The sequence below is a fragment of the Burkholderia sp. MSMB1072 genome, from assembly GCF_001524725.1.
Classification (GTDB): domain Bacteria; phylum Pseudomonadota; class Gammaproteobacteria; order Burkholderiales; family Burkholderiaceae; genus Burkholderia.
Window position 1 is genome coordinate 1 of sequence record NZ_LOYC01000009.1, and the last position, 26675, is coordinate 26675.

At 67.1% G+C, this 26675-nt stretch carries 21 protein-coding genes; 9 read left to right on the forward strand and 12 right to left on the reverse strand.

Features of this window, described 5'->3' with window-relative positions; translation table 11 throughout:
* The 5 genes from WS89_RS02135 to WS89_RS02155 form a co-directional block, all read left to right on the forward strand.
* The coding region (locus WS89_RS02135) for a transglutaminase family protein (RefSeq protein ID WP_059789356.1) at window positions 1-3132 on the forward strand (3132 nt) is incomplete at its 5' end.
* Window positions 3133-3334: 202 nt separating this feature from the next.
* The gene (locus tag WS89_RS02140; protein ID WP_059789357.1) at window positions 3335-5941 is read left to right on the forward strand and encodes a circularly permuted type 2 ATP-grasp protein; all 2607 of its coding nucleotides are present in this window, start codon (window positions 3335-3337) and stop codon (window positions 5939-5941) included.
* Complete coding sequence (locus WS89_RS02145) at window positions 5935-7023, forward strand: transglutaminase family protein (protein WP_059789358.1); 1089 nt, start codon at window positions 5935-5937, stop codon at window positions 7021-7023. Before WS89_RS02140 ends, WS89_RS02145 begins: the two co-directional genes overlap by 7 nt.
* 177 nt (window positions 7024-7200) lie before the next feature.
* Window positions 7201-7473 (forward strand): hypothetical protein, encoded by a 273-nt coding sequence (locus WS89_RS02150; RefSeq protein WP_059500877.1) that lies wholly within the window; start codon window positions 7201-7203, stop codon window positions 7471-7473.
* A gap of 74 nt (window positions 7474-7547) precedes the next feature.
* On the forward strand, window positions 7548-8444 hold the full coding sequence (locus WS89_RS02155; RefSeq protein ID WP_257128099.1) for a hypothetical protein: 897 nt from the start codon (window positions 7548-7550) through the stop codon (window positions 8442-8444).
* 10 nt (window positions 8445-8454) lie between these two features.
* Here WS89_RS02155 and pip read toward each other — a convergent pair whose 3' ends face one another.
* Window positions 8455-9387, reverse strand: coding sequence for a prolyl aminopeptidase (pip, locus tag WS89_RS02160; RefSeq protein ID WP_059789359.1), 933 nt, complete (start codon window positions 9385-9387; stop codon window positions 8455-8457).
* Between the two features lie 332 nt (window positions 9388-9719).
* On the opposite strand from pip, the gene WS89_RS02165 reads away from it, so the two are divergent.
* Window positions 9720-10871 carry an acyltransferase family protein gene (locus WS89_RS02165; RefSeq protein ID WP_059789360.1) on the forward strand — a complete coding sequence of 384 codons (1152 nt, stop codon included), beginning with the start codon at window positions 9720-9722 and terminating at the stop codon, window positions 10869-10871.
* A gap of 29 nt (window positions 10872-10900) precedes the next feature.
* On the opposite strand, the gene WS89_RS02170 is transcribed toward WS89_RS02165, so the two are convergent.
* From WS89_RS02170 to WS89_RS02215, 10 genes are all read right to left on the reverse strand, one after another.
* Window positions 10901-11719 (reverse strand): hypothetical protein, encoded by an 819-nt coding sequence (locus tag WS89_RS02170; protein WP_059789361.1) that lies wholly within the window; start codon window positions 11717-11719, stop codon window positions 10901-10903.
* A gap of 122 nt (window positions 11720-11841) precedes the next feature.
* Window positions 11842-12255, reverse strand: coding sequence for a hypothetical protein (locus WS89_RS33565; protein WP_136471266.1), 414 nt, complete (start codon window positions 12253-12255; stop codon window positions 11842-11844).
* A gap of 133 nt (window positions 12256-12388) precedes the next feature.
* Window positions 12389-13393, reverse strand: coding sequence for a hypothetical protein (locus tag WS89_RS34475; protein ID WP_257128100.1), 1005 nt, complete (start codon window positions 13391-13393; stop codon window positions 12389-12391).
* Window positions 13394-14014: 621 nt separating this feature from the next.
* A complete protein-coding gene (locus tag WS89_RS02185; protein WP_059789362.1) occupies window positions 14015-15079 on the reverse strand; it encodes a 2-aminoethylphosphonate aminotransferase in 1065 nt (354 codons plus the stop codon).
* A complete protein-coding gene (gene aepY / locus WS89_RS02190; protein WP_059789363.1) occupies window positions 15079-16260 on the reverse strand; it encodes a phosphonopyruvate decarboxylase in 1182 nt (393 codons plus the stop codon). Before aepY ends, WS89_RS02185 begins: the two co-directional genes overlap by 1 nt.
* Window positions 16257-17945: a phosphoenolpyruvate mutase gene (aepX, locus tag WS89_RS02195; protein WP_034205044.1), complete on the reverse strand. Its 1689-nt coding sequence runs from the start codon at window positions 17943-17945 to the stop codon at window positions 16257-16259. Before aepX ends, aepY begins: the two co-directional genes overlap by 4 nt.
* Entirely contained in the window at window positions 17942-18709 is a 768-nt protein-coding gene (locus tag WS89_RS02200) for a phosphocholine cytidylyltransferase family protein (RefSeq protein WP_034205043.1), read from the reverse strand. The genes aepX and WS89_RS02200 overlap by 4 nt, the downstream gene beginning before the upstream one ends.
* 35 nt (window positions 18710-18744) lie before the next feature.
* On the reverse strand, window positions 18745-19746 hold the full coding sequence (locus WS89_RS02205; protein WP_059789364.1) for an HpnL family protein: 1002 nt from the start codon (window positions 19744-19746) through the stop codon (window positions 18745-18747).
* On the reverse strand, window positions 19743-20552 hold the full coding sequence (locus WS89_RS02210) for a HalD/BesD family halogenase (RefSeq protein ID WP_059500745.1): 810 nt from the start codon (window positions 20550-20552) through the stop codon (window positions 19743-19745). Before WS89_RS02210 ends, WS89_RS02205 begins: the two co-directional genes overlap by 4 nt.
* Window positions 20549-21244: a CDP-alcohol phosphatidyltransferase family protein gene (locus WS89_RS02215; RefSeq protein WP_034205040.1), complete on the reverse strand. Its 696-nt coding sequence runs from the start codon at window positions 21242-21244 to the stop codon at window positions 20549-20551. The genes WS89_RS02210 and WS89_RS02215 overlap by 4 nt, the downstream gene beginning before the upstream one ends.
* A 654-nt stretch (window positions 21245-21898) precedes the next feature.
* Between WS89_RS02215 and WS89_RS02220 the strand changes: the two genes are divergently transcribed.
* On the forward strand, window positions 21899-23413 hold the full coding sequence (locus WS89_RS02220; RefSeq protein ID WP_059500744.1) for an acetyl-CoA hydrolase/transferase family protein: 1515 nt from the start codon (window positions 21899-21901) through the stop codon (window positions 23411-23413).
* 30 nt (window positions 23414-23443) lie between these two features.
* On the opposite strand, the gene WS89_RS02225 is transcribed toward WS89_RS02220, so the two are convergent.
* Entirely contained in the window at window positions 23444-24973 is a 1530-nt protein-coding gene (locus tag WS89_RS02225; protein ID WP_059789365.1) for a DHA2 family efflux MFS transporter permease subunit, read from the reverse strand.
* A 135-nt stretch (window positions 24974-25108) separates the two neighbouring features.
* Between WS89_RS02225 and WS89_RS02230 the strand changes: the two genes are divergently transcribed.
* Both WS89_RS02230 and WS89_RS34825 read left to right on the forward strand, forming a co-directional pair.
* Window positions 25109-25549 carry a MarR family winged helix-turn-helix transcriptional regulator gene (locus WS89_RS02230; RefSeq protein ID WP_027782799.1) on the forward strand — a complete coding sequence of 147 codons (441 nt, stop codon included), beginning with the start codon at window positions 25109-25111 and terminating at the stop codon, window positions 25547-25549.
* 71 nt (window positions 25550-25620) lie between these two features.
* Entirely contained in the window at window positions 25621-26673 is a 1053-nt protein-coding gene (locus WS89_RS34825) for a tetratricopeptide repeat protein (protein WP_306454011.1), read from the forward strand.
* Window positions 26674-26675 lie beyond the last annotated feature (2 nt).

Consider the following 26675-nt stretch of genomic DNA (forward strand, 5'->3'; position numbering starts at 1 on the left):
GAGCAATACCCGTTCAGCTATGACGACGCGCTGAAGACCGAGCTCGCGCCGTATCTCGCATGCGATCCGCAGACGAGCGCCGCGCCGCTGTTTCGCGCGTATCTCGACGGCGTGGACCGCACGCCGGCCGGCACCGTGAACTTCCTCGTCGCGCTGAACCAGCGGCTTCAGCGCGACATCGGCTATCTCGTGCGGATGGAGCCCGGCGTGCAGACGCCCGCGCAGACGCTCGAACTCGCGTCCGGCTCGTGCCGCGACAGCGCCTGGCTGCTCGTGCAGCTGTGCCGCCATCTCGGCATCGCCGCGCGCTTCGTGTCGGGTTACCTGATTCAGCTCACCCCCGACGTGAAATCGCTCGACGGCCCGAGCGGCACGTCGGTCGATTTCACCGACCTGCACGCGTGGTGCGAGGTCTACCTGCCGGGCGCCGGCTGGATCGGCTTCGATCCGACGTCGGGCCTGCTCGCCGGCGAGGGGCATATTCCGCTCGCGTGCACGCCGCAGCCGACGAGCGCCGCGCCGGTGGAAGGGCTGATCGACGAGTGCGAAGTGTCGTTCGAGCACGAGATGAGCGTGACGCGCGTGTACGAGTCGCCGCGCGTGACGAAGCCGTATACGGAGTCGCAGTGGGATGCCGTGCTGGCGCTCGGCACGCAGGTCGACGGCGCGCTGGCCGCCGGCGACGTGCGGCTCACGCAGGGCGGCGAGCCGACCTTCGTGTCGATCGACGATCGCGACGGCGCCGAGTGGAACACCGATGCGCTCGGCCCGACCAAGCGCGGCTACGCGACCGAACTCGTGCAGCGGCTGCGCGCCGAATACGGAGACGGCGGCTTTCTGCATTTCGGGCAGGGCAAGTGGTACCCGGGCGAGCAACTGCCGCGCTGGGCGCTGTCGATCTTCTGGCGCGCGGACGGCCAGCCGGTATGGCACGATCCGTCGCTGTTCGCCGACGAGCGCGAGCCGTTCGCGTATACCACCGACGACGCGAAGCGCTTCATCGATGCGCTCGCCGCACGGCTGAACCTGACCGGCGAATTCATCCGGCCCGGCTACGAGGACGTCTGGTACTACCTATGGCGCGAGCGTCGGTTGCCCGTCAACGTCGATCCGTTCGACGCGCGCCTCGACGACGAGCTCGAACGCGCGCGGCTGCGCAAGGTGTTCGAGCAGCAGCTCGACAGCGTGGTCGGCTATGTGCTGCCGATCAAGCGCATGGAGGATGAGCCGGGCCGCGATGGGCCCGGCCTCGACGGGCCGCGCTGGCAGACGGGCCCGTGGTTTTTCCGTGACGAGCGGATGTATCTGGTGCCCGGCGATTCGCCGATGGGCTATCGGCTGCCGCTCGATTCGCTGCCGTGGACGGCCCGCGCCGACTATCCGTACCTGGTCGAACGCGATCCGTTCGCGCCGCGCGATGCGCTGCCGGACGCCGCCGCGATCCGCGCCCGCTACGCGGGCACGGCCGACGCGCCGCGCTATCTGGCCGGCGTGCATCGCGAAGCGTCCGCGCCGACCGTGATGCAGTGGCGTGCCGACGGCGCGGCCGCGAGCGGGCGGCCGGGCGCCGTCGACCCGCATCGCCGCCCCGAGCGCTTCGAATCGGCCGCGTGGATCACGCGCACCGCGCTGTGCGTCGAAGTGCGCAACGGCATCCTGTACCTGTTCATGCCGCCGCTCGCCGCGCTCGAGGATTATCTCGACTTGCTCGGCGCGATCGAGTCGACCGCGCACGCACTCGGCGTGAAGCTCGTGCTCGAAGGCTATCCGCCGCCGCGCGACGCGCGACTGAAGCTGCTGCAGGTGACGCCCGATCCCGGCGTGATCGAGGTGAACATCCATCCGGCCGCGAGCTTCGACGAACTCGTCGACCAGACCGAATTCCTGTACGACGCCGCGTGGCAATCCCGGCTGTGCAGCGAGAAATTCATGGTCGACGGGCGGCACGTCGGCACCGGCGGCGGCAACCATTTCGTCCTCGGCGGCGCGACGCCGGCCGACAGCCCGTTCCTGCGCCGCCCGGACCTGCTCGCGAGCCTGATCGCATACTGGCACAACCATCCGTCGCTGTCGTACCTGTTCTCGGGGCTGTTCATCGGGCCGACGAGCCAGGCGCCGCGTGTCGACGAGGCGCGCAACGACCAGCTCTACGAGCTCGACATCGCGTTCGCGGAGATCCAGCGCAACAAGCTGCTGTTCGGGCAGGACATGCCGCCGTGGCTCGTCGACCGCGTGCTGCGCAACCTGCTGATCGATGTGACGGGCAACACGCACCGCAGCGAGTTCTGCATCGACAAGCTGTATTCGCCCGACTCGTCCACCGGCCGGCTCGGCCTGCTCGAACTGCGCGCGTTCGAGATGCCGCCGCATGCGCGGATGAGCATCGTCCAGCAACTGCTGCTGCGCGCGCTGGTCGCCCGCTTCTGGGCCGCGCCGTACACGACGCCGCTCACGCGCTGGGGCACCGCGCTGCACGACCGGTTCATGCTGCCGGCATTTCTTCAGATGGATTTCGGCGACGTGCTGGCGGAGTTGCGCGACGCCGGTTTCGCGTTCGATCCGGCGTGGTTCGCGCCGCACTTCGAATTCCGTTTTCCGTTGTTCGGGCAGATCGCGGTGAACGGGATGCAGCTGTCGCTGCGCGGTGCGCTGGAGCCGTGGCACGTGATGGGCGAGGAGGGCGCGATCGGCGGCACGGTGCGCTACGTCGATTCGTCGGTCGAACGGCTCGAAGTGCGCGTGACGGGGTTGAACGACAACCGGCACGTCGTGACCGTCAACGGCCGCGCGCTGCCGCTGCAGCCGACCGGCACCGTCGGCGAGTACGTCGCGGGCGTGCGCTACAAGGCGTGGTCGCCGCCGTCGGCGCTGCATCCGACCATCGGCGTGCATGCGCCGCTCACGTTCGACATCGTCGATACGTGGCTGCAACGCTCGCTCGGCGGCTGCCGGTATCACGTCGCGCATCCGGGCGGCCGCAATTACGCGACGTTCCCGGTCAATGCGTACGAAGCCGAGAGCCGCCGGCTCGCGCGCTTCGTCGAGATCGGGCATACGCCGGGGCGGATGGATGTCGCGGCCGCCGCGCCGAGCCGCGAATTCCCGTTCACGCTCGACTTGCGGCGGCCGTGATCGATCGATGACAGGGCGGACGACGATGCGGGGTTCGCGACCTCCCGGTGGCCGCGCCGGAATGCTAGGATGCGGGCAGATTGCGGCCGTGCGCCGCGGTAGCTCGCCGCCGGTGCGGCGGCGCGCATGTGCGGTTGCACCCTGACGACGGAACGACATCGTGCCGCCCATTGACCTTGATCATCTCGCCGCTCTCGACGCGATGCCCACGCTTTTCGATTCCGGCGCCCAGCCGGACGCCGCCGAACTGGCCGCCGCGCTCGCGGCGCCGGCGGCCGCCGGCCGTTACGACGAACTGCGCGGCAGCGCGGCCGGCCTGAACGCGCCCGCGCTGGCACCCGCGTGGCGCAATTTCTTCACGTCGATCGGCAGCGACGGCGTGGCCGACCTCGACCGCCGCGCCGACGCGCTGCACCGGCGCATGCGCGAGAACGGCCTGTTCTACCAGTTGCACGAGCAGCGCGCCGGCGACGGCGCGGTCGGCCCGTGGTCGCTCGACCTGCTGCCGCTGATCGTCACGCCCGAGGACTGGGTCGCGATCGAGCGCGGCGTGCTGCAGCGCGTGCGGCTGCTCAACGCGACGCTGGCCGACCTGTACGGGCCGCAGACGATCCTGCAGCGCGGGCTGTTGCCGCCCGCGCTCGTCACCGGCCACCCCGGCTACCTGCGTGCGATGCGCGGTGCGTGCGTGCCGGGCGATACCTGGTTGCACGTCGTCGCGTTCGATCTCGCGCGCGGCCCGGACGGCCAGTGGCGGATCGTCGCGCAACATACGCAGGGGGCGGCCGGGCTCGGCTACCTGCTCGAGAACCGGCTGATCGTGTCGCGGCTCTTTCCGCGCGGGTTTCGCGGGCTGCGCGTGCAGCGGCTTGCATCCGCGTACCGTGCGCTGCTGCAGAGCATGCAGTCGCTCAGCCCCGCCGCGAAGAATTCGCGGATCGTGCTGCTGACGCCGGGGCCGCACAGCGCGACCTATTTCGAGCACGCGTATCTCGCGCGCTATCTCGGCCTCACGCTCGTCGAAGGCGGCGACCTGACCGCGCGCGACAACCGCGTGTTCCTGAAGACGCTGAGCGGCCTCGAACCCGTGCACGGCATCCTGCGGCGCGTCGACGACGCGTGGCTCGATCCGCTCGAATTGCGGCCCGACTCGATGCTCGGCGTGCCGGGGCTGTTGCAGGCCGTGCGCGCGGGCAACGTGCTGCTCGCGAACGCGCCGGGCTCGGGCTTCCTCGAATCGCCGGCGATGCTCGGCTTCATGCCGCGTCTCGCCGAAGGCTTGCTCGGCGAAACGCTGACGCTGCCGGCCGTGCATTCGTGGTGGTGCGGCGAGGCGGCCGCGTGCGACGACGCGCTGCCGCAGCTCGCGCGCGGCATCGTCAAGGCCTCCTATCCACCCGACGTGCAGGAAGGCGGCGCATTCGAACCGGTGATCGGCGCGCGGCTTACGCAGGCGCAACTGGCGGAATGGCGCGCGCGGATTCTCGCGCGGCCCGACCATTACACGGTGCAGGCGGATCTGCCGCTGTCGCAGGCGCCGACCTGGCCGCGACCCGATGCGCCCGACGGCAACGGCAGCGCGCGCATCGTGCCGAAGCCGCTGCTGCTGCGCGTCTTCGCACTCGCCGACGGTGCGCAGCGCTGGCGGCTGCTGCCGGGCGGGCTGTCGCGGGTCGGCACGCGCGACACGCTGTTCAACGCGCCGATGCCGCGCGGCGGCAGCACCGTCGATACGTGGGTGATGACCGAGGGCATCGTCGATTCGACGACGCTGCTGCAGACGCACCTCGGCCCCGACGATCTCGTCGAGCGGCCGCGCGCGATCGCGAGCCGTGCGGCCGAGAACCTGTTCTGGCTCGGCCGCTACACCGAGCGCGCGACCAATCTGATGCGCCTGGCGCGCGCCGCGCTCGAACGGCTGCGCGGCGAAGACGACGTCGACAGTCCCGCGCATCTGGAGCTGATCGATACGTTGTGCCGCGATACGGGACTGATCGCCGCCGATGCGCCGAATGCCGTCGATGCACCGCGCGCGTTCCAGTACGCGCTCGCGACGTCGCTCACGCGCGGCGCCGACCGCACGTCGGGTATCGCGTCGTGCCTGTTCGGGATGCGCGGCGCGGCCGCGGCGATCCGCGAGCGGCTGTCGAGCGACCAGTGGCGGCTGATCGACGACGCGACGCAGCTGTTTGCCGACAGCGCCGACCATCCGGAAGCCGAGGAGCAGCTCGGCAACGAAGCGCTGCAGCTGCTCGAGCGGCTCGGGCTGCTGCTCGGCGCGATCACCGGCGCGCAGACCGACAACATGACGCGCGACGACGGCTGGCGGCTGCTGTCGATCGGCCGGCAGATCGACCGGCTGGACTTCCTGTGCAGCGTGCTGAAGTTCGCGTTCGACGAGGGCGCGGTGCACCGGCAGGACGGCTTCGAACTCGTGCTCGAACTGTTCGACAGCACGATCACGTTCCGCTCGCGCTTTCAGCGCGGCTTCGACGTCGCGCCGCTGCTGTCGCTCGTCGTGCTCGATACCGACAACCCGCGCTCGCTCGGCTGGGTCGTGCAGGCGCTGCGCGGCCGGCTGACGAAGGTCGAGCGCAGCGAGGGCTACGCGCTGTCCGAGCTGGCCGAGGCGATTCCGGACGTTCCCGCGTGGTCGCTGCACGAGCTGTGCGAAACCGATGAAGATGGCCGGCACGGCAAGCTGCTCGCCGCGCTCGACACGACCGCGAAGGCCGTGTGGGAGCTGTCGAACCGGATCGGCGAGCGCTATTTCAGTCACGTGCGCGAGGCGGGCAGGACGCTATGGTGACGACGAAACACGCGGCGAAGACGCCGCCCACGCCCGGTTCCGAAGTCGCGCAGCCGGCAGCGGTCACGCCGCCGGCGCCGGCCAGATTGACCAAGCCGGGTTCGTCGAGCGCGCCGATCACGCCGGCTGCCGCCGCACCGGGCCGACTGCTGCGCGTCACGCACGACACCGAATACCGCTACGCGGCACGCGTCGAATCCGCGCAGCACCAGGCGCGCCTGCAGCCGCTCGCGACGCCGCGACAGCAGGTGCTGTCGTTCGCGTTCGACATCGAACCTTCACCGGAAACGATCTGCACCGAGATCGATGCGTTCGGCAACGCACGCGCGTCGTTCGCGCTGAACCAGCCGCACGACGCGCTGCTCGTGCGCAGCCGCAGCACGGTGCGGGTGAGCGCGCCCGTGTGGTCGCGGGGCGCGCGCGGCGCACCGCCGCCCGCGATCGCGAACCCCGAGGCCGAACACGCAACGGCGTGGGAGGCCGTGCGCGACCGCTTGCGGTTCCGCGCGGGGCAACCGTACGACCCGGCGAGCGAGTTCGTGTTCGCGTCGCCGCACGTCGCGTGCGACCCCGAACTCGCTGCGTACGCGGCCGCGAGCTTCACGCCGCAACGGCCGCTCGTGCAGGCTGCGTGGGACCTGATGCGGCGCGTGCATGCCGATTTCGCGTATACGCCGAACAGCACCGACATCACGACGTCGGCGCTCGACGCGCTGCGGTTGCGCAAGGGTGTCTGCCAGGATTTCGCGCACGTGATGATCGGCGCACTGCGCTCGCTCGGGCTGGCCGCGCGGTACATCAGCGGCTACCTGCTGACGCAGCCGCCGCCCGGCCAGCCGCGGCTGATCGGCGCCGACGCGTCGCATGCGTGGGTCGACGTGTACGACCCGGCGTGGCCCGAGGACGGCGGCTGGTTGCAACTCGATCCGACCAACGATCGTGCGCCGGGCGACGACTACGTGATGCTGTCGGTCGGCCGCGACTACGCGGACGTGACGCCGCTGCGCGGCGTGATCCGCGGCGGCGGGGCGGATCAGGAGCTGAGGGTCGGCGTGACGGTCGAGCCGCTCGACGCGGCCTGAAGGGCCGCCGGGCGTGGCTCGCGCGCTTTAAGTCTTCGTTAATACTGCACGCCTAGCATGGTGATGCCGGCGAACGGCCCGGACCCCGGTCCGGTGCGCCGGCGGCACGCGCGGGTGCGTCGACGTCACGGCGCCGCGCCGTCGCGCGGCGCCATTTCCATGCAACGGCGGCAGATCATGATCAAGCACTTCGACTACACGCTCGGTAGCGAGACCATCGAGCTTTGTGCGAGCTTCGGCGCGGGCCCGGCGTTCCGCCGCGTGCTCGTGAGCCGTGCGGATTCGATGGAGACGCTGGTGGTGCTCGATGCGCGCGGGCTGTCGGGCCTGTTGAAGGTGGCAACCGAGGAGCCGGAAGGGCTGCTCGACGACGCGATCCGCAAGGTCGGCGACGAACAGCTCGTCGAGCGGGCGATCAGCGGCAGGACGATCGTCGAAGCCGCGTTGTAATGCAATAGGCGGCTGCGCGAGCGTCGAATCGAGGAGTATGCTGCGGGTCCGATTCGCTCATTCTTGCATGTTCGATGTCCACGACCCATGCCGCCAATCCCGATTACCGCCGCTATACGACGATTCGCGTGATCGCGTATCACGGCATCCTGCAAAACATCACCGCGCTGTTGGCCTTCGTCCCATTCGCCAGGGTGGTCCTGCGCGACCAGTCGCTGGCCGCGCTTTCGTCCTGGTCCTGGCAGCTTTGGGCTGTGCAGGGTGTGTCGTTCGCAGCGATGCTTGCAAGCGTCGTGGGGCACGTCGCGCTTGCGTTGCGTCGCAGTTGGGGGCGAACGCTGAACGTGGCGGTCTGGATCGCGTTGAGTGTCGCGATACTGATGCTGTCGTCGTGGATCATGGTGGTCATTGCGCTGCCGCTGGGTCTTGCGACGTTCGTGCTGATGTACAACCGGACGAGCAATGACTTTCTGAGCCTGCCGCACGCCACGACAACGCCGACGGCTCGGCGTTTCGCGTCCGTCGGCCTGCTGGCTGCGTCGTCCACGCTGCATTACTGGGCGATCGCGTACGCGACGATGCGCACCGGCACGTTTGGCTACGTGTTGCCGAATACGCCGCCGATGGACTTGCTGATTGCGGCCGCGGCAACGCTGCTCCTCGGCACCGCCGTTGCGCCGCGTGGGCAGCGCGCATGGTATTGCGGCATGTCGTTGATGACGTCCGCCGTCGCGATGCTGTTCATGCTGTTGAGCTACGTGCCGGTGGCGACGTCGCTGATTCGCTACATGCCGCACGAATATTCACGTGTGACGATTCCGTGGAGTCTGATCACGCGGTACGCGGTTCTCACGTTCTGCGTTGCGCTGGTGTTGATTCGCGTGACGAAGCCCCCGAAACGTAGTGACTGGGAACAGGGCCTCAATCCCGACGCGCCTGCGGATTCGACGCGCCGGGAAACGACTCGCTGATACCGAGCCGTTAGCTCGCGAACCGGTCCGTCGCCGCGACCAGCGCTTCCAGAATCCCCGGTTCGTTGTATGCATGCCCGGCGCCGGGCACGATCTCGAACGTCGCATCCGGCCATGCCTTCGCCAACTCCCATGCGGTACGTGCAGGCGTCGCGACGTCGTAGCGGCCCTGCACGATCACGCCCGGAATGCCGGCGAGCCGATGCGCGTCGCGCAGCAACTGGCCTTCCTCGACGAAGCCCTTGTTCACGAAGTAGTGGTTTTCGATCCGCGCGAATGCGAGCGCGTAGTGGCCGTCCGCGAAGTGTGCGGCGAGCGTGGGATTGGGCAGCAGCGTGATCGTGCGGCCTTCCCAGACGCTCCACGCGCGTGCGGCTTCGAGCTTCGCGGCTTCGTCGTCGCCGGTCAGTCGACGATGGTAGGCGGCCATCAGATCGCCGCGCTCGGCCTCCGGAATCGGAGCGAGGAAGTCTTCCCAGTGATCGGGGAACAGCCACGATGCACCTTCCTGGTAATACCACAGCAGTTCGGCGCGACGCATCGTGAAGATGCCGCGCACGATCAGCGCGCTCACGCGTTCGCGGTGGGTTTCCGCATACGCGAGCGCCAGCGCGCTGCCCCACGAGCCGCCGAACACCAGCCATTGCTCGGCGCCGACCATCTCCCGCAGGCGTTCGATATCGGCGACCAGATCCCACGTCGTGTTGTTCTCGAGGCTCGCATGCGGCGTCGAGCGTCCGCAGCCGCGCTGGTCGAACAGCAGAATGTCGTAGCGCTCGGGATCGAACAGGCGGCGATGGTCGGGGCCGCAGCCGGCGCCGGGGCCGCCGTGCAGGAACACGGCGGGCTTGCCGGCCGGGTTGCCGCAGCGCTCCCAGTAGATGCGATGGCCGTCGCCGGTGTCGAGGTGGCCGTGGGCGTAGGGTTCGATCGGTGGATACACAGGTAGGCTCCGGGTAAGGGGCGACAGCGGGCGGACGAAGCGCGGGCCGATGTGCGGGCAGGGTACGGTACTGCGGATGTTGCTGCGCCGCAAAATTCGTTGCGTGGGCATCGGACCGGCCACCGCCGGACAAGGCTTGTCATTATGCCCATTCACCGCGTCGGACGTTGGCCCCTTGTGGCGGGGCGTCCTCCGCTGGCCGTATTTGCGCTCCGGATTTTTGAAGCAATTTCATTCCGATATTTTTCATACAAAATCCCGGCGGCGGCTCGGCGGGCCAATCGGGCGCCGGCCGATTCCCGTTCCTTTACCGTGCCAACGGACACCAGCCGATGAACCATCGCGTCACGCAGTTGACCGGGTTGCGCGCCGTCGCGGTCGCGATGGTCGTCGTCGGTCATGCCGAGCATGTGCTGCCCGGCGGCTATACGGGCTGGTACGCGCCGTTGCGGCTGATCGCCGACGGCAGGCTCGGCGTGCTGATCTTCTTCGTGCTGAGCGGTTTCCTGATCACCAACGTACTGCGCGCCGAGTTCGCGCGCACCGGCGGCGTCGCGCTGACGTCGTTCTACGTGCGCCGCGCGTTGCGGATCTGGCCGGCTTGCTACGTGTATCTCGCGGCCGTTGCGATCGTGGCCTTCACCGGCTGGTTCGACGTCGATCGCCGGCAATGGCTCTATGCGGCGCTGCACCTGTGGAATTACTCGGCGTGGTTCGGGCTGACCGGCGACAACGCGTTGCATCCGGACGGTGCGTGGTACCTCGGCCATTTCTGGTCGCTCGCGCTCGAGGAGCAGTTCTACTGGTTCTGGCCGCTGCTGTTCGTGTTCGGCATGCGCCGCGCCGGCACGCGCTGGCTGGCCGCGCTGATCCTGATCGTGCCGCTGGTGCGTGCGACCACGTATTTCGTCGCGCCGGCGCTGCGCGGGCAGCTCGGGATGATGCTCCACACCGGGGTCGATCCGATCCTGATCGGCTGCTATGCGTCGCTCAACCGCGAACGGCTCGAAGCGTGGGTCGGCTCGTGGCGCGGCGAGGCGCGCATCGTGACGGCGCTCGTGTTCGTCGTGCTGCTCGGCATGCCGCTCGCCGAACATCGGCTCGGCGGTTTCTGGAATGCGACGTACGGCGTGACGCTCGAAGCCGCGTTGATCGCGATCGTGATCGTCGTGCTGAATTTCCGCAGCGAGTTCTGGTGCGCGCGCTGGTTGCGCGCCGGGCCGGTGGTGTTCGTCGGCACGATTTCGTTCAGCCTCTATCTGTGGCAGCAGCCGTTTGCGAATCCGAATCTGCCGGTCGCGCATGCGTTTCCGCTCGGCATCGTGTGGGCGCTGATTGCCGCGACCGCCAGCTATTTTCTCGTCGAGAAGCCGTTCCTGCGGCTCAAGGATCGCTATTCGGCGCGCGAGGCGCGACGCGTGCGGGACGACGCATTGCGGATGCCGGCGCCGACCGATGCGATCGGGCCGAAGGTGGTGGAGTAGGTGGGCGGGGCAGTGTCGCGCCCACGGCGTTACTTGAAGCGTTTCATCGCGGCCGGCGAATACCAGAAGTTCCGGAACATGTCGATTCCATAGGACTTGCCGTCGTAGTGGACGATCGTGCGCGCGGTGCGCTTGCCCGTATCCGAGTAATCGCCGTTCTTGCGTTGCGTCTGCGCGATGTGCGCCGTGATCGACAGGTCGGCGAAGCCGTGGCTCGACGTTTTCTCGATGGCGATCGTCATGCGGGCCTCTTCGCTGCGCGCATCGCCTGCACCCGGGCCGCACGCGTCGCCTTCGACGCTGACCCAGCCGTACAGATTCGTACCGAACACCGGGCGGATACGGCTGCCTTCGCGCACCCACAGCGTCAACTCTTCACTGGCGTTGGCATCCGGGCAGCTCGGCCCGCGTGCACTGCTGGTAAACACCACGCCGAACGCGCGCACGTCGGGCGACAAACGGTAGGGCGCCGTGTCGATGCGATAGCTGTTCTCGCCGATCTCGGTCGCCGCATCCTCCTCGACCACCGACCGATCGGCCGCCACGACCTTGCCGCCCTCGACGAGTGCGATCACCTGCAGCTTTTTGCTTTCGTCGGGATTCTTGCTTTTCGGCAGCGAATCGAACGCGACGGCCGCGATCGTCGTTTCCGGTGCGTTCGGCATGGCTTTGCACGCCGACGCGACGACGAGCCGGTCCGCATCGCGCGTGGCGATGCGTGCGCTCGCGATGCCGGCCCAGCGGGCGATGGCCGTGACGGTAGCGTCGCTGCAAGACTGGCTGTCGGCGGCGTGGGCGATGGGGGCGGCGGCGAGCGCCAGCAGCGGGGCAAAGAGCAGGATTCTCATTGTCGTGATAGGAGATGTTGTTTTCATTGATATGCGTGGGAGTCGCTTACCGACCCATTGCCGCCACTCGATCTGCTCAATAGCGTTCATTCACCGTCCCGACCGGCATGCGCAATTCCCGCTTAATTCTCAATGAGCGATTCGCTGACGAAGACGTTATAAGGCGTGATTTCCAGATTCAGACTTTCAGGGATGGGTATGCCGTTTCCGCAATAGTCGATTTCGACATCGGCTAGATGACCTGACTCGTCGGCAAAGAGCAGAATCTCAATCGACCCCCAACCTTCCGGTTCCCTCCGATCCCGGAAATCCGCTTCAAACACCATGCGATAAGGCTGTCCACTCGAAGCGACGGCTATGGGAGGAACTTTATCGGGCGTGGCCAGCGACAGGCCAAAACTGTTGCATCCACATTTACAGATTCTGAGTATCTCTGCATTCGCGAACTGCGCCGCAAGCGCGTCTCGATTTGGAAACGGGCAGTGCTCAAGGATAAACGAAACCCAATAGGCTGCCTGGTTCAGATCGTTTGGCATATTACGTCCTAGCATCGCGGCTTCCGGCTTCAACGCGTCAATTGTCAGCGATTCAAGCCGCTCTGTCGAACGTCTCAATGTGGCCGGTAGCCGCCCCCCATCATCGCCGCCGACAACTGGCCAGACCCTTTCCTTACAAAGAGGTAGCATCGAGGCAATCACTTCGACGGATCAAGACCCTCACCGCGCGCAAGAGGTGATGGTTTATCGTCGGAATCAGTGTTGCCGGAATCTGATGAGGGCCTGCGGTCCGAAAGTCGGCTGCATGCATGATGTGGACCAATCCGACGTTGAACTGAACGAACGCTTCAATGGTCTGGTCGTTCCGCATGGCAGCTTTCATTGCGTCCTCGTCGAACCAACGCGACGAATATAGTGTGAACGTCGGTGCGTCGACCGGCGGAAGCGCCCGGAAACCCGCATGGACAAGCCAGTCGAATTGCGCCCGGTTCACCTGGACGATATTAGGCGTGCCGTAAAGGCCGGTACCGCTGCGCTCGAGATGGTCAATCCACCAGTCGTTTTGCCATCGCTCGTAACCGAGCAACGCACCCTCTAAGCGCACCATGTTCTCGCAGCCGTCTCCTTCCCTGTTGAGATTCTGACGGAAAAATTCAAGAGCCGGGATGCGCCACTCCTCGCCTTTGAGCGTATACAGAATTTGTCCGATTCGACGCGCCGGGCGGCCTGGACGAGCCGGTACCTCGCTGATGATTTCCTGGGAATGCAAGACGCCTTGAGCCACATACTGGTCGAAGCGAGCCTTCAGTACGACCGACGGCGGCCATTCGCTGTTGAATTCAATGAACCCGAATGGTTTGCGCCCTTGCACCATCAAAGCCAGCTCGTAACCTGTATGGACAAGGTACGGTATGGGAATGCGAGTCGTCACATATTTCGTGAGAAAGGTTTCACGCGAACCGTGGTCGAACTCGATCGCGAAGGCGTCGCATACGGCGGCGACCTCTGTCGGCGTCAGAAGATAGCAGTCGTCAAGTTCCGCGTCCTCGGGCGCGTCCGGGTCGACCACTCGCCGCAGGTGATCAAGGTCATCGGTTTCGAATCGAACCTCGAGACATGGATACAGAAGATCCGGATCGATCGCGGACAGAATGAACGAGGTTCTCGGATATTTCATGGCAATTTCCGGTGCGTCAGCTCGAAGCTTTTTCGACGTACGCCAATCCTTTGAGCAAGACGAGACTGCCATGTCGTTGCTCGACGCGCGTGCTGATTGTCGACGATCTGCTGGATGATGTCGAATGGCCGGTCTTTGTTATCGATATGCGCCGGGTCGGGATCCTAAAGCCGGGGGATACTGATCGCTACCGCTCTCCAACTCCAGCAACTAGCCAAACGGTGAAGTTCTCGGGACCGGCTTCATCAGGCGGGGAACCCAGTCGATCACGAAAGCATTGGCCGTGGCAAAACCAAACCTGCGATTTTCGAGGTCCCTCAGCAGTTGTAACACTGAACCGCACGGATCAGTTTCGGTCTTCTCTATCGACTGCCCGCAAAAGCAGCATAGTCCCCAAACGATAGCCATAAGCGCTGAGAATCTCCATTAATTAGCATCGACGCTCCCAACGGAGAGTCGCCACCAAGGCAATGACAGGTCGATTGTCAACGATCGAGGCAACCCCGTCGACTGTCCGTTCATGGCCGAATGCCGACAACGTGTTCCACGCCCCAGGAATTTGCCAACGACAACAAAAAAGGCCCTTGCGGGCCTTTTTGTAGACGAAGTTGCGGACGACGTTTACCGCGTCAACGCCGTAAACCCATCCAGCAACCGCTCGACATCGGCCGCCTGAATTGCGCCCATCGTCGAGATGCGGAACAGCTCCTTCGACAGCCCGCCTTGCCCCGCATAAATCACGAAACCACGCGCCTTCAGTCCGTCATGCAGCGTCTCGTACGTGACGCCCTGCGGCAACCGATACGCCCGCAGCACGACCGACGACGCGCCTTCCGGCAGCACCAGCGGCATCCCGCGCGCAGCGAGCCCCGCCTGCGCCTGATCCGCAAGCGCCTTGTAATGCGCATGCCGCGCACGCCAGCCGCCAGCCTCGTCAAATTCGCGCAGCGCCTCGACGAGCGCGTAATACGCGTGCACGGACGGCGTAAACGGCGTATTCCGCTGATCCTGCAGCTTCGCAAGCCGACCGAGATCGAGATAGTAAGTCCGGCTCGCAGCCTTCGCGAGCGCGCTGCGACGCACGATCACGAACGCCGCACCCGGCACGCCGTGAAGGCACTTGTTCGCGGTCGCGGCAACGGCGTCGATGTCGCCGCCCGCAAAGTCGATCGCTTCCGCGCCGAAGCTGCTGACGCCATCCACGAGCATCTTCACGCCACGCGCGCGACACACTTCCGCAATCGCGCCGAGGTCGTTCAGCCGGCCCGTCGTCGTTTCATGATGAATCACGGCGACATGCGAGTACCCACCCGCATCGAGCTTCGCACCGATCTGCGCGAGATCGGGCGCCTGCATCCATTCATGCTTGAGCACGTCATGCGCGATCCCGTACTGCGTGGCGATCTGCGTGATCCGCTCGCCGTACACGCCGTTCTCGATCACGAGCAGCTTGCCGTCCTGCGGCACGAGCGCCGCGATCATGCTCTCGACGGCGGCGGTGCCCGAACCCGTCATCAGCACGGCGGCCCATTCGGCCGGATCGAGTTCGTACGCGGCGACGAGGCGCGCACGCGCTTCGTCCTGCAGGTCGAAGAACTCGCCTTCGCGATGGCACAGATCGGGTTGCAGCAGGCTGCGGCGCACGCGTTCGGTGAGCGTGACCGGGCCGGGGTTCAGCAGCAGCATCAATGAGCTCCTTCAACGTGGGCGTCGGTCTGCGCGGCGCCGATGTGCCGCATCAGACGGGTCTTGACCTCGACCGGCGTGACGGTCGGGCGGGGCAGGCCGTCGGGCACGCCCGTGCGGATCGCCACGCGAACGAATTGCGCACCATTCCCCGTTGCGGCCAGCGTCGCATCGAGCACGTCGAGCGTATCGCCTTCGACCGCCGATGCATACCCGCATGCGGCCGCGACACCCGCGAACGACACATGCTGCGACACCGTTGCCTGGCCGCCGGTCGATTCGTGCGCGCCGTTGTCGAGCAGCACGTGCGTGAGGTTGGCCGGGCCGTAGGTGCCGAGCGTCGCGAACACGCCCATGCGCATCAGCGCGGCGCCGTCACCGTCGACGGCCACCACGCGCAGGTCGGGGCGCGCGAGTGCGAGGCCGAGCGCGAGCGGCGTCACGCAGCCCATCGAGCCGACCATGTACAGTTGGTTCGGGCGATCGTCGAGCGCGTAGAGTTCGCGGCCGCAGAAGCCGGTCGACGCGAGCACGACGGTCGAATCGACCGGCGTATGCGCGATCACGCGCTGCAACGCGTCGTGGCGGGTCGGCCATGCATCGGCCGACCCGGCGCGCGACGACGATTGCGCGGCGACGTGCGCGCGCGGCTTCGCGGCCGGGTTCGCCTTCAGCTCATACGGCGCGACGCTGCCTTTCTGCATCACGAGCGCATACGGGCGGCCCGTCGCGTCCATGTGCGCGACTGCACGGTCGAGCGCCGGGCCGACCTGTTCGGGGTCGGTCGGGAACGTCTCCCACGGGATCTCCATCGTGTCGAGCATCGCGGGCGTGATCGGCCCCATCAGCGCGTGCTGCGGCTCGTCGGCCACGCCGGGCTGGCCGCGCCACGTGACGATCAGCAACTGCGGCAGCCGGAACGTCCAGGTCAGCGACGTGAGCGGGCTCACCGCGTTGCCGAGCCCCGAGTTCTGCATCATCGCGATCCCGCGCTTGCCGCCGAGCGTCGCGCCTGCGATCAGCGCGACCGCGTCGCCTTCGTTCGCGGCCGACACGTAGTGCAGCGTCGGGTCCTGCAGCACGTAATTGATGAACGGCGTCAGGTACGAGCAGGGCACGCCCGCGTACCAGTCGAAGCCGCGTTCGCGCGCGGCCTCGACGAACTGTGCCGCTTCGATCATTGCGCGCCCCCGTTGCCGGCGCCCGGTTCGGACAGCGGCGTCTGGCCGTGCGCGAAGTCGCCCGCGCGACGGAAGTCTTCCAGGTCGTTGACGCCACGCCAGTGGCCGTGCACGTACTGCACCTCGATCTTCTCGCCGGCGGCGATCAGTTCGTTCAACAGCGACGGAATGTCGAGCGTGTCGAAATCAGGACGCGCCTGCAGCGTCGCGAGCATCGCCTTCAGGCGGTCGACACCGGCGCCGCGCACGTTCAGCAGGCCGATCCAGCGGCCGTGCGGGGTGCCCGCGGCGACGTCGCTCGACACGCGTTGCAGGTAGGTCTTCTGGCCGAACAGGCCGCGATCGTCGGCCGCAGAGCAGAGGGCGAAGTCGCGCACGCTCTGGTTCGACGGCTCGGTCAGCGACGAATCGACCACCACGCTGAACTCGGCCTCGCTCTCCGCGAGGTCGCGCAGGATGTAGCTGCGGAACAACAGGTCGCCGTACGAGATCACGGTGTCGCCGGTCAGGCGTTCGGCCGCGCAGGCGAGCGACGCGAGCTCGCCCGTCTGCGCATGGCGTTCGTTGACGACGAGCTTGATGCCCGACGTGTCGATTGCATCGGCGCGGTAGCCGCCGACCACGGTGATGTCGTTCACGCCTTGCTTCTTGAAGCCGTCGACGAGCCAGCGCAACAGCGGCTTGCCGGCGACCGGCAGCATGACCTTGGGTTTGTCTTCGGTGACGGCTTCGAGGCCCTTGCCGCGGCTCGCGGCGAGCACGACCGCCGCGTTCGACGCGCGCGACGACGACGACAGGTAGATGCGCTCGGCCGCCGAGTACTCGTCGGCGTCTTGCAGGCGGAAGATCTCGTTGACCGACGCGACGCGGTCTTCGACGTTGATCAGCGTTTCGTTCTCGTGGATCTCGCGCGCGACGGCCTGCATCGCCGACGCGGACGCGCGGATCAGGTGGTTCGCCCAGATCACGGTGCTGATGCCGGCCTGGCGGAACACGTCGGTCGGCGTGCTGTAGTACTTGGTCGGCACGATCACGAGCGGCGCCTTGCCGCTCCATTCGCGCGCGAACTGCAGGATTTCGTCCGGGCGCGACAGCTTGCTGTGGATCAGGATCGCATCGGCGCCGGCTTCGGCATACGCGTTCGCGCGGCGCAGCGCCTCGTCCATCCCCCAGCCCGCGATCAGCGCCTCGACGCGCGCGACGATCGAGAAATCGGGATCGGTCTGCGAATCCTTGCCGGCCTTGATCTTGCCGCAGAACTCGTCGATCTCGGCGAGCGGCTGGCGCTCGCCGTCGATGAAGCTGTTCGTCTTCGGGAACTGCTTGTCCTCGATGCAGACGCCCGCGATGCCGCGCTGTTCGAGCTTCTTCACGAGGCGGCGCACGTTGTTGAAGTTGCCGTAGCCGGTGTCGCCGTCGAGCAGGATCGGCAGGTCGCTCGCGTCGGCCATGAACTCGAGCACGTCGACCACCTGGGTCCAGCTCGCTTCGTTGTTGTCGCGCACGCCGAATTGCGCGGAGATCGCGAGGCCCGACGCCCAGATCCCCTTGAAGCCGGCCTCGCGGACGATCCGTGCGGACAGGCCGTTGTGCGCTTCCATCAGGAATTCGAGATCGCTGCTGACGAGCATGCGGCGCAGGCGCGCGCTGCGCGATTCGGTGAAGTTGGGTTCGCGTGCGTTCATCGTGCGGCTCCGGCGGTGGTGCGTTGAATCAGGGGAAGAATGTCTTGCGTCGCGCGTGCGACGTCGTTCGGGAAGTCGATCTCGATCCACGGCGAGCCGGTGACGTCGGCGACGTCGAACGAATGGCCGCCTTCGAGCAGCAGGTCGCGCACGGCTTCCTCGTGCGGCATGTTCGCGCGGCCGCTGTCGACGTAGCCCGCGACGATCGTCGCGAGGCGGCGCGCGGTGCCTTCGGTGAAGCGGAAGAAGCCGACCGATTCGCCGATCGTGTCGTAGTCGAGGTCGACCGCGAGCTGCTTGCGCAGCTCGACCGGCACGCCGTTCTTCAGGCACAGCTTGACGGGCTCGTCGCCGGCCTCGAAGTCGCGATCGATCAGCAGGCGATCGACCGGCTTGTCGGCGTCGGCCACCAGCGCGTGCAGGATGTTCTCGTCGTACAGCACGTCCGCGTCCATCAGCAGCACGTCGCCGCCGCGCGTCATCGCATCGGCGACGGTATGCACGGTCAGCACGCTGCCGAGGTCGTAGCGGTCGTTGATCACGATCTCGGCCTGGCGGCCGAGGCGCTTCAGTTCCTGCTCGACCTTCTCGTGCTGAAAGCCGAGCCCGAGCACGATCTCGTCGACGCCCGCGGCGTCGAGCACGCGCAGATGGCGCTCGAGCAGCGAAACGTCGTCGAAGCGCAGCAGGCACTTCGGGAACTGCGCTTCGGGCGGTTGTTGCAGGCGCAAGCCGAGGCCTGCCGCAAGAATGATGGCTCGCATGGGTTCTCCAACCAAAAAGCCGGCGATCTGAACGATCAGTCGGCGAGCGGCTGCGGCGCATGGCGCCGCTGCCAGTTTCTTTCACTGAAATGCAGATAGAGCAGGCCGGGCAGGCCGAGCGCGAGTTCGCGCGCGCGCTTCGCGAGCGACAGCGCGAGCGCCGCGTCGGGCGGCAACCCAACCAGCGGCGCGAGCAGCAGGTAACCGCCTTCCTGCGCGCCGAGCGAGCCCGGGATCGCGAAGGCCGCCCCGCGAATCGCCTGGCCGACGCTTTCGAGCAGCAGCGCATCGAGCCAGCTCACCGGGTGCCCGAGGAAGTGCAGCGCGAGCCACACTTCCGCGGTGCCGACGATCCAGCCGGCGAGACTCAATGCGAAGGTCTTCGCGACTTTCGCGCGATCGCGGTACAGCGCCCCCACCGCGTCGTCGATCGCGTCGGCGCGCGTGGCGAGCGACGACCAGTCGCGCGGGCCGAGCAGCTTCGACGCGATGCGCAGCCCGCGGCCGAACAGCCCGCGCCGCTGCGCCGCGTAGAACGCGACGGCGAGCGCGCCGAGCACGCCGGTGGCGATCAGCGCGGGCGTACGCAGGTGCGCGACCGACTCGTGCGTCGCATACAGGCTGAACGCGGCGATGCCGATCAGCGCGAAGGCCATTTGCGCGAGCGCCTGCATCGTCGTGCTGACGGTCACGGCGGCGGCCGCATCGGCCATCCGCGTGCCGCGCTGCGCGAGGTGGCGCACCATCAGCACCGGGCCGCCGATCTGTCCGGCGGGCAGCAGGCTGTTCACCGATTCGCCGACCCAGCGCGCGCGCAGCGCGTTGCCGAGTTCGGCGCCCGGCTGCCCGCGGCGGAACATCACGGAGATCGCGACCGCGTCGATCGCGAGCGGCACGACGTGGAACGCCGCGACGAGCGCGAGGCCCCAGCCGGCCGCGAGGAACGTGGACGCTACCGCGCCGATGCCCTGCCAGGCCAGGAGTGCGATGAAGAGTGCGGTCCCGAGGGACAGCAGGATGAGGCCCGCGCGTGTCATGACCCGCTCGTGCGTCGCGTCGCCAGTTGCTTGAACACCTGGCGGAAACCGAAATACGCGATCGCGTCCTTCATGTTCGAGATGAAGCGCTTCCACGGCCGCATGCCGGGGTTCGTCACGTATTCGAACGTGAGCGACACGCGCATCTCGTTCTGGCCGAGCGGCGTGATGCGGTGGCGCAGCTTGTCGCCGTCGAACAGCACGATGCCGCCGTCGGCGATCTGCACGGAGCCCGGTTCGTCGGCGACGTCCGGGTTGCGCGTATGCAGCTCGTAGTCGAGCCGGCACGACGATTCGTCGATCACGCCGATCAGCAGCGTGTAGCGGCGGCCGTCGTAGTACGACGTGTCGTAGTGCCAGCCGATGTGGTCGCCGGGCTTCGTGTAGTAATACAGCGCGTACGCGTGCGGATCGTCGTCCGGCGACAGCATCAGCTTGTCGCCCGTGATTTTCTCGAGGAAGCCGATCAGCGCCTTCGACCGATACAGCTCGGCGATGTACGGCGCTTGCTCGTCGATCGTATGGCGGCTCACGCTGCCGCCCTGCTTGTGGCCGGGCAGGTAATTGCGGTTCAGGCTGGCCTGCATCGCGCGGGCGGCGTTCGCCAGCTTCGCGTGCGCGTCGGCCGGCAGAAACGCGTCGAGGTAGAGGAACGAGCCCTGGCGCGTGTAGTCGCCGCGCAGGCGGTCGAGGTCGAGCCGGCCGACGCAGTCGGCCACGGTGCGATCGGGATCGGCCGCGGCCGCGCGCACGGGCGCGGGGCGTGCCGGGCTCAGCACGGAATCGTCGCGCGTGCTAGGAGTCATTTGGAAGCCTGGATTTCGGTTGGGTTCTGCGCGGCCGGGTTCTGCGGGAGGTTGCCGCGCCGCACGATGCGCCACCAGTCGATCACGACCCAGGCGGCAAACAGCGGGGCGCCGATCGACGCCGCGAGCAGGAACGGCTCGACGCCGTCGACGAGCGTCACGATCGGCAGCAGGTACAGCACGTCTTCCGTCTCGAAGCCGCCGGCGAATGCCTGCTTGGTGCCGGCCTTGCCGGCGATCGATTCGATCCGCATGCGCAGGAAGAAGATCAGTGCGACGGCCGCGCCGGCCACCGCGCCGAGCAGCACCGGCGACGCGGCCATCTGGCCGCCCTGGGCGACGATGCCGACGCCCATGCTGACGAACAGCGCGACCGTGACGAGCGCATCGGCCGCCAGGTCGTAAAAATGACCGATCTTGCTGGACTTGCCGCTGATGCGCGCGAGTTCGCCGTCGGTGTGGTCGACGAAGTTCGACAGCACGATCAGGAACGCGCCTGCGTTGCTCCAGCCGAAGCCGCCGTGCGCGAGGCACCAGGCGCCGGCGAGGCCGATCAGCAGACGAACGGTGGTGAGGTGATTCGGAGTGACCGGCGTATCGACGAGCGGTCGGACGAGCGAGCGCGCGAGCCGCGCATCCCAGGTGCGTGGCGGGGGTGGCTCGGGGCGTGTGGCGGTTTTTCTTTGGTCCATCGGCGAAATATATACGGAATTGTAATTTGTTGCTTTTTATTCGATCAATGTCCTGACATACGGGAGTGTTACCGCGTCTTGAAGGCATCGGCCGGTCCAGAAACGCACGTGTGAACGGGGCGGCCATCCGGGCGGCCGACCTCGTCTTCCAGTGTGGTTTGCCGCGTGCGGCTGTCAAGGCCGGATGGGCCTCGCAGGCGGATCGCGCGGGTTTTTCGCGCCGGTTGGCCGACGTCGCGCAGCGCATGCGATCTTGATCTCCGTCAGGCCCGGAAAAGCCGCATCGGGCGACAATCGGCCGCGCCGGACGGGTATCGGCGATTGCCGAACCGGAGCTCGTCAATGTCGGTGAAATCTCGTCGATTGATGCGCGACGGTCGGCGATCGCGAACCAACGATTCGCCCCGATGCTTTCGCACGCCTTTCGCGTGCATTCGGCGTGGGCGGATCGCCTGTCACAGAACGCTCGTTCGATACCCGGCAAATTCGGCAAGGATCTTTTGCATCCAGCGGACATTTCGCGGCGATGGCCTCTGCGATACTCCGGCCGTGCCCGTGGTGCCGGGCCGCCCCTCGCGGCCCCAAGGGCTTCGCGTCGCTCAGGAGACACCCCCCGCGACGTCAACGACAGACCAAAGCGTCAGATAACCAGCCATGTCTTCATCACGCATCCTCGCTCCCGCCCTGCGTTCGCTCGTCCGCACCGCCGACGAAGCCGCCGCGCTGATCCGTCCCGGCATGACCGTCGCCATGAGCGGCTTCACCGGGTCGGGCTATCCGAAGGCCGTGCCGGCCGCGCTCGCCGCCCACATCGACGCGGCGCACGCGCGCGGCGAGGACTTCCGGATCAACGTGCTGACGGGCGCATCGACCGCACCGGAACTCGACGGCGCGCTCGCCCGCACCGACGGCATCTCGATGCGGCTGCCGTACCAGTCCGACCCGACGTTGCGCGACAAGATCAACGGCGGCGAAGTCGACTATCAGGACGTCCACCTGAGCCACGTCGCGCAATACGCGTGGTTCGGGCTGTACGGCGATCTCGACGTCGCGATCGTCGAAGTCGCGGGCATCCGCGAGGACGGCCTGCTGATTCCGTCCGCGTCGATCGGCAACAACAAGACGTGGCTCGAACGCGCGAAGCACGTGATCCTCGAAGTGAATGCGCGCCAGCCGCTCGGCCTCGACGGGATGCACGACATCTACTACGGCACCGCGCTGCCGCCGCACCGCAAGCCGATTCCGCTGACGAAGAGCGACGACCGGATCGGCGAGCCGTATCTGCGCTGCCCGGCCGACAAGATCGTCGCGATCGTCGAGACCGACGCGCCCGATCGCAGCAATGCGTTCACCGCGCCGGATGCGACCTCCAAGCAGATCGCGCTGCAACTGATCGACTTCCTGCGTCACGAAGTGAAGCGCGGCCGCCTGCCGGAAAACCTGCTGCCGCTGCAGTCGGGCGTCGGCAACATCACGAACGCGGTGCTCGCGGAACTGAGCTCGGCCGGCTTCTCGAACCTGACCGCGTACACGGAAGTGATCCAGGACGGCATGCTCGACCTGCTCGACGACGGCACGCTGAGCTTCGCATCGGCCACCGCGCTGTCGCTGAGCCCGGCCGCCGTGCAGCGCTTCGCCGACGAAATCGCGACGTTCCGCGAGAAGATCGTGCTGCGTCCGCAGGAGATCAGCAACCATCCGGAACTCGTGCGCCGGCTCGGCTGCATCGCGATGAACGGGATGATCGAGGCCGACATCTACGGCAACGTGAATTCGACACACGTGATGGGCACGAAGATCCAGAACGGCATCGGCGGCTCGGGCGACTTCGCGCGCAACGGCTACCTGTCGTGCTTCATGTCGGCAAGCACCGCGAAGGGCGGGGCGATCTCGCGGATCGTGCCGATGGCGAGCCACGTCGACCATACCGAGCACGACGTCGCGGTCGTCGTCACCGAGCAGGGGCTGGCCGACCTGCGCGGCCTGTCGCCGAAGCAGCGCGCGCGCAAGATCATCGCGAGCTGCGCGCACCCGGACTACCGGCCGATGCTCGAGGACTACTTCGAGCGCGCGTCGCGCGACAGCTTCGGCAAGCACACGCCGCATCTGCTCGCCGAGGCGCTGTCGTGGCACGAGCGCTACGTGCGAACCGGGACGATGAAGGCCTGACGCGGCCTCGGACGGGCGCATGCGCGCTCGTCAATCCATCGCCGCATGCGCGACGTCGACGCTCGCCGCCTTCTGCGGCGGGCGGATCAGCAGCAACAGAGGGATCATCAGCAGCGTCGCGACGAACATCAGTTTGAAATCGTTCAGGTACGCGATCATCGTCGCCTGCTGGTTGATCGTGCGGTCGAGCAGTGCGATGTCGACGCGGCTGCCGGCGATCGCCTGCACGGCCGGATCGAACGGCGTGACGTGGGCCGCGAGGTCGGCATGCGCGACCTGCGTATTGCGCGTCATCAGCGTCTGCACGATCGAGATGCCGATACTGCTGCCGATGTTGCGCATCAGGCTGTAGGTGGCCGTGCCGTCGGCGCGCAGCTCGGGCGGCAACGTCGAGAACGACAGCGCGCTCAGCGGCACGAACACGAGCCCGAGACCGAAGCCCTGGATCACGCCGGGCCACACGATGTCCGCTTCGGACAGCACGACCGTGTACTGCATCATCTGCCATAGCGCGAGCGCGGAAATCGATAGCCCCGCGAGCAGCAGCATCCGCGCATCCACGTATTTCAGCAGCCGCCCGACGAACAGCATCGCGATCATCGTGCCGGCGCCGCTCGGTGCGGTGACGAGGCCCGTCGTCGCGACCGGGTAGCCCATCAGGTTCTGCAGCATCGGCGGCAGCAGCGCGCGCGTCGCATACAGCACCGCGCCGACCACGAAGATGAACAGCGTGCCTGTTGCGAAATTCGGGTCGCGCAGCAGTTCCGACTTGAAGAACGACGCCTTGCCGACGCTCGCCGTATGCGCGAGGAAGAACGCGAAGCCGAGCGCCGCGACGAGCGCCTCGATGCGGATCTCGTACGAACCGAACCAGTCGAGCTGTTCGCCGCGGTCGAGCATCGCCTGGAACGCGCCGATCGCGAGCGCGAGCGTCGCGAAGCCGAACGCGTCGAATTTCACGTGCGGGCGCGGCGCGCGCGCCGGCAGGAAGGTCATCACGCCGGCGAGCGCGAATGCGCCGATCGGCACGTTGATGAAGAACACCCAGCGCCAGTTGTAGCTGTCGGTGAGCCAGCCGCCGAGCGTCGGGCCGAGGATCGGGCCGACCATCACGCCCATCCCCCAGATCGCCATCGCCTGGCCCTGTTTCTCGCGCGGGTTGATGTCGAGCAGGATCGATTGCGACAGCGGTACCAGCGCGGCGCCGAACACACCCTGCAGCAGCCGCGCGCCGACGATCTGCACGAGCGTCTCCGACAGCCCGCACAGCGCCGACGCAACCGTGAAGCCGGCGATCGACACGATCAGCAGCCGCTTCACGCTCAGCCGGTCGGACAGCCAGCCGGTGAGCGGTGTCGCGATTGCCGCGGCGACGATGTAGGAGGTCAGCACCCACGTGATTTCGTCCTGCGACGCGGACAGCGTGCCCTGCATGTGAGGCAGCGCGACGTTCGCGATCGTGCTGTCGAGGGTCTGGATCAGCGTGGCGAGCATGATCGACAGGGTCAGCATCGGCCGGTTCAGGGCGGACGAGGCGGGGGCGTCGGCGGCGGGGTTCAAGCGGGTGTCTCCGTGGGGCGGTCGCCGTGCGCGGCGATCCGGTATGGCGCAAATTATAAGCATGCTCATTATATAGCCGCTTATTGCCGAGTCGCCAGCGTCGGGTCGGTTCCGGCTTGACCCTATAATCGCCGCATGGACAAGACCTACGAGAACCGGATCGGTTACCTGATCGCCGACGTGGCCCGCCTGAACGGGCGCCTGTTCGACCGGCGCGCGAAGCGCATCGGGCTGACGCGGGCGCAAAGCCGCGTGCTCGCGTACCTGACGTGGAAGGGCGAGATGAACCAGGCGCGGCTCGCCGAATGGCTCGAGATCACGCCGATCTCGCTCACGCGGCTGCTCGACCGGATGGAAAGCTATGGGTGGATCGAGCGCGTCGCGAACGACGACGACCGCCGCGCGTTCGTGATCCGGCTGACCGACAAGTCGCGCGAGATCTTTCCGCAGATGCTGGAGGTGGGCGATACCGTCGCCGACGACGGGCTGCGCGGCTTCACGCCCGACGAGCGCGATACGCTGGTGCGCCTGCTCGGGCGCGTGCGCCGCAACCTGATCGACTGCGGCGGCGAGTGATGTCGGTGCGCGGTCGGGCGTACCGGTTGCAACCACAAAAAAGAGAACACTGAGAGATGACCGAGGCACGAATGGGCCGGAAAGCCCGTATTGCGATTCTCATCGCGCTCGCGCTGGTATTGATCGTCGGGGGCGGCACCGCCTGGCTCGGGCACGACGATGCGCCCGGGACGTTCGACGCGGCGATGGCGAAGGCGAAGCGCGGCGATCTGGACGGCGAATTCAGCGTCGCGCTGATGTACGAGCACGGCGACGGCGTCGAACGGAATCCCGCCGAAGCCGCGAAATGGTACCGGCGGGCCGCCGATCAGGGCGACGCGGCCTCGCAGAACAATCTCGGCACGCTGTACGAAACCGGTATCGGCGTCGAGCAAAGCCGGGCGGAGGCCGTGAGCTGGTATCGGCGCGCGGCCGCGCAGGGCAATGGGGATGCGTTGTGCAATCTCGGCCGCGCATACGAGGACGGCGAAGGCGCGCCGCAGGACAGCGCGGAAGCGGTGCGGCTTTACCGGCGCGCGGCCGAACAGGGCCTGCCGAGAGGGCAACTGTATCTGGGGCTGATGTACGACGCCGGGACCGGCGTGCCGCAGGATGTCGCGGAAGCCGCCAAATGGTATCGGCGCGCGGCCGATCAGGGCGAGCCGCAAGCACAGAACGCCCTCGGTTACCTGTACGACAGCGGGCGCGGCGTGATGCAGAGCGACACCGAGGCATTCAAGTGGTACCGACTCGCCGCGGAACAGGGCGACGCGAACGCACAGAACAATCTCGGCCTGATGTACGAAAACGGGCAGGGCGTGCGCAAGGACGACGCCGAAGCGGCGAGATGGTATCGGCTCGCTGCGGCCCAGGGTGCCGCGACATCGCTGTTCCGGCTGGGCGTGCAGTACTACGCGGGCAGCGGTGTCGCATCCGATCCGATCGCCGCGAATGCGCTGCTGAGCCTGGCTGCCGCCGCAGGCGAGACGCGCGCGCAGCAGTACCTCGATCAGGGCGCGAAGCTCACCGCGCCGGCCGATATCGAGAAAGCCGCCAGGCTGCGGGCCGAGATGAGCCGGCCGGGCAAACTGCTCGACGCGCTCGATCGCTACGAGGAAACGGCGCAACGCAGCGACGGCGGCTGATT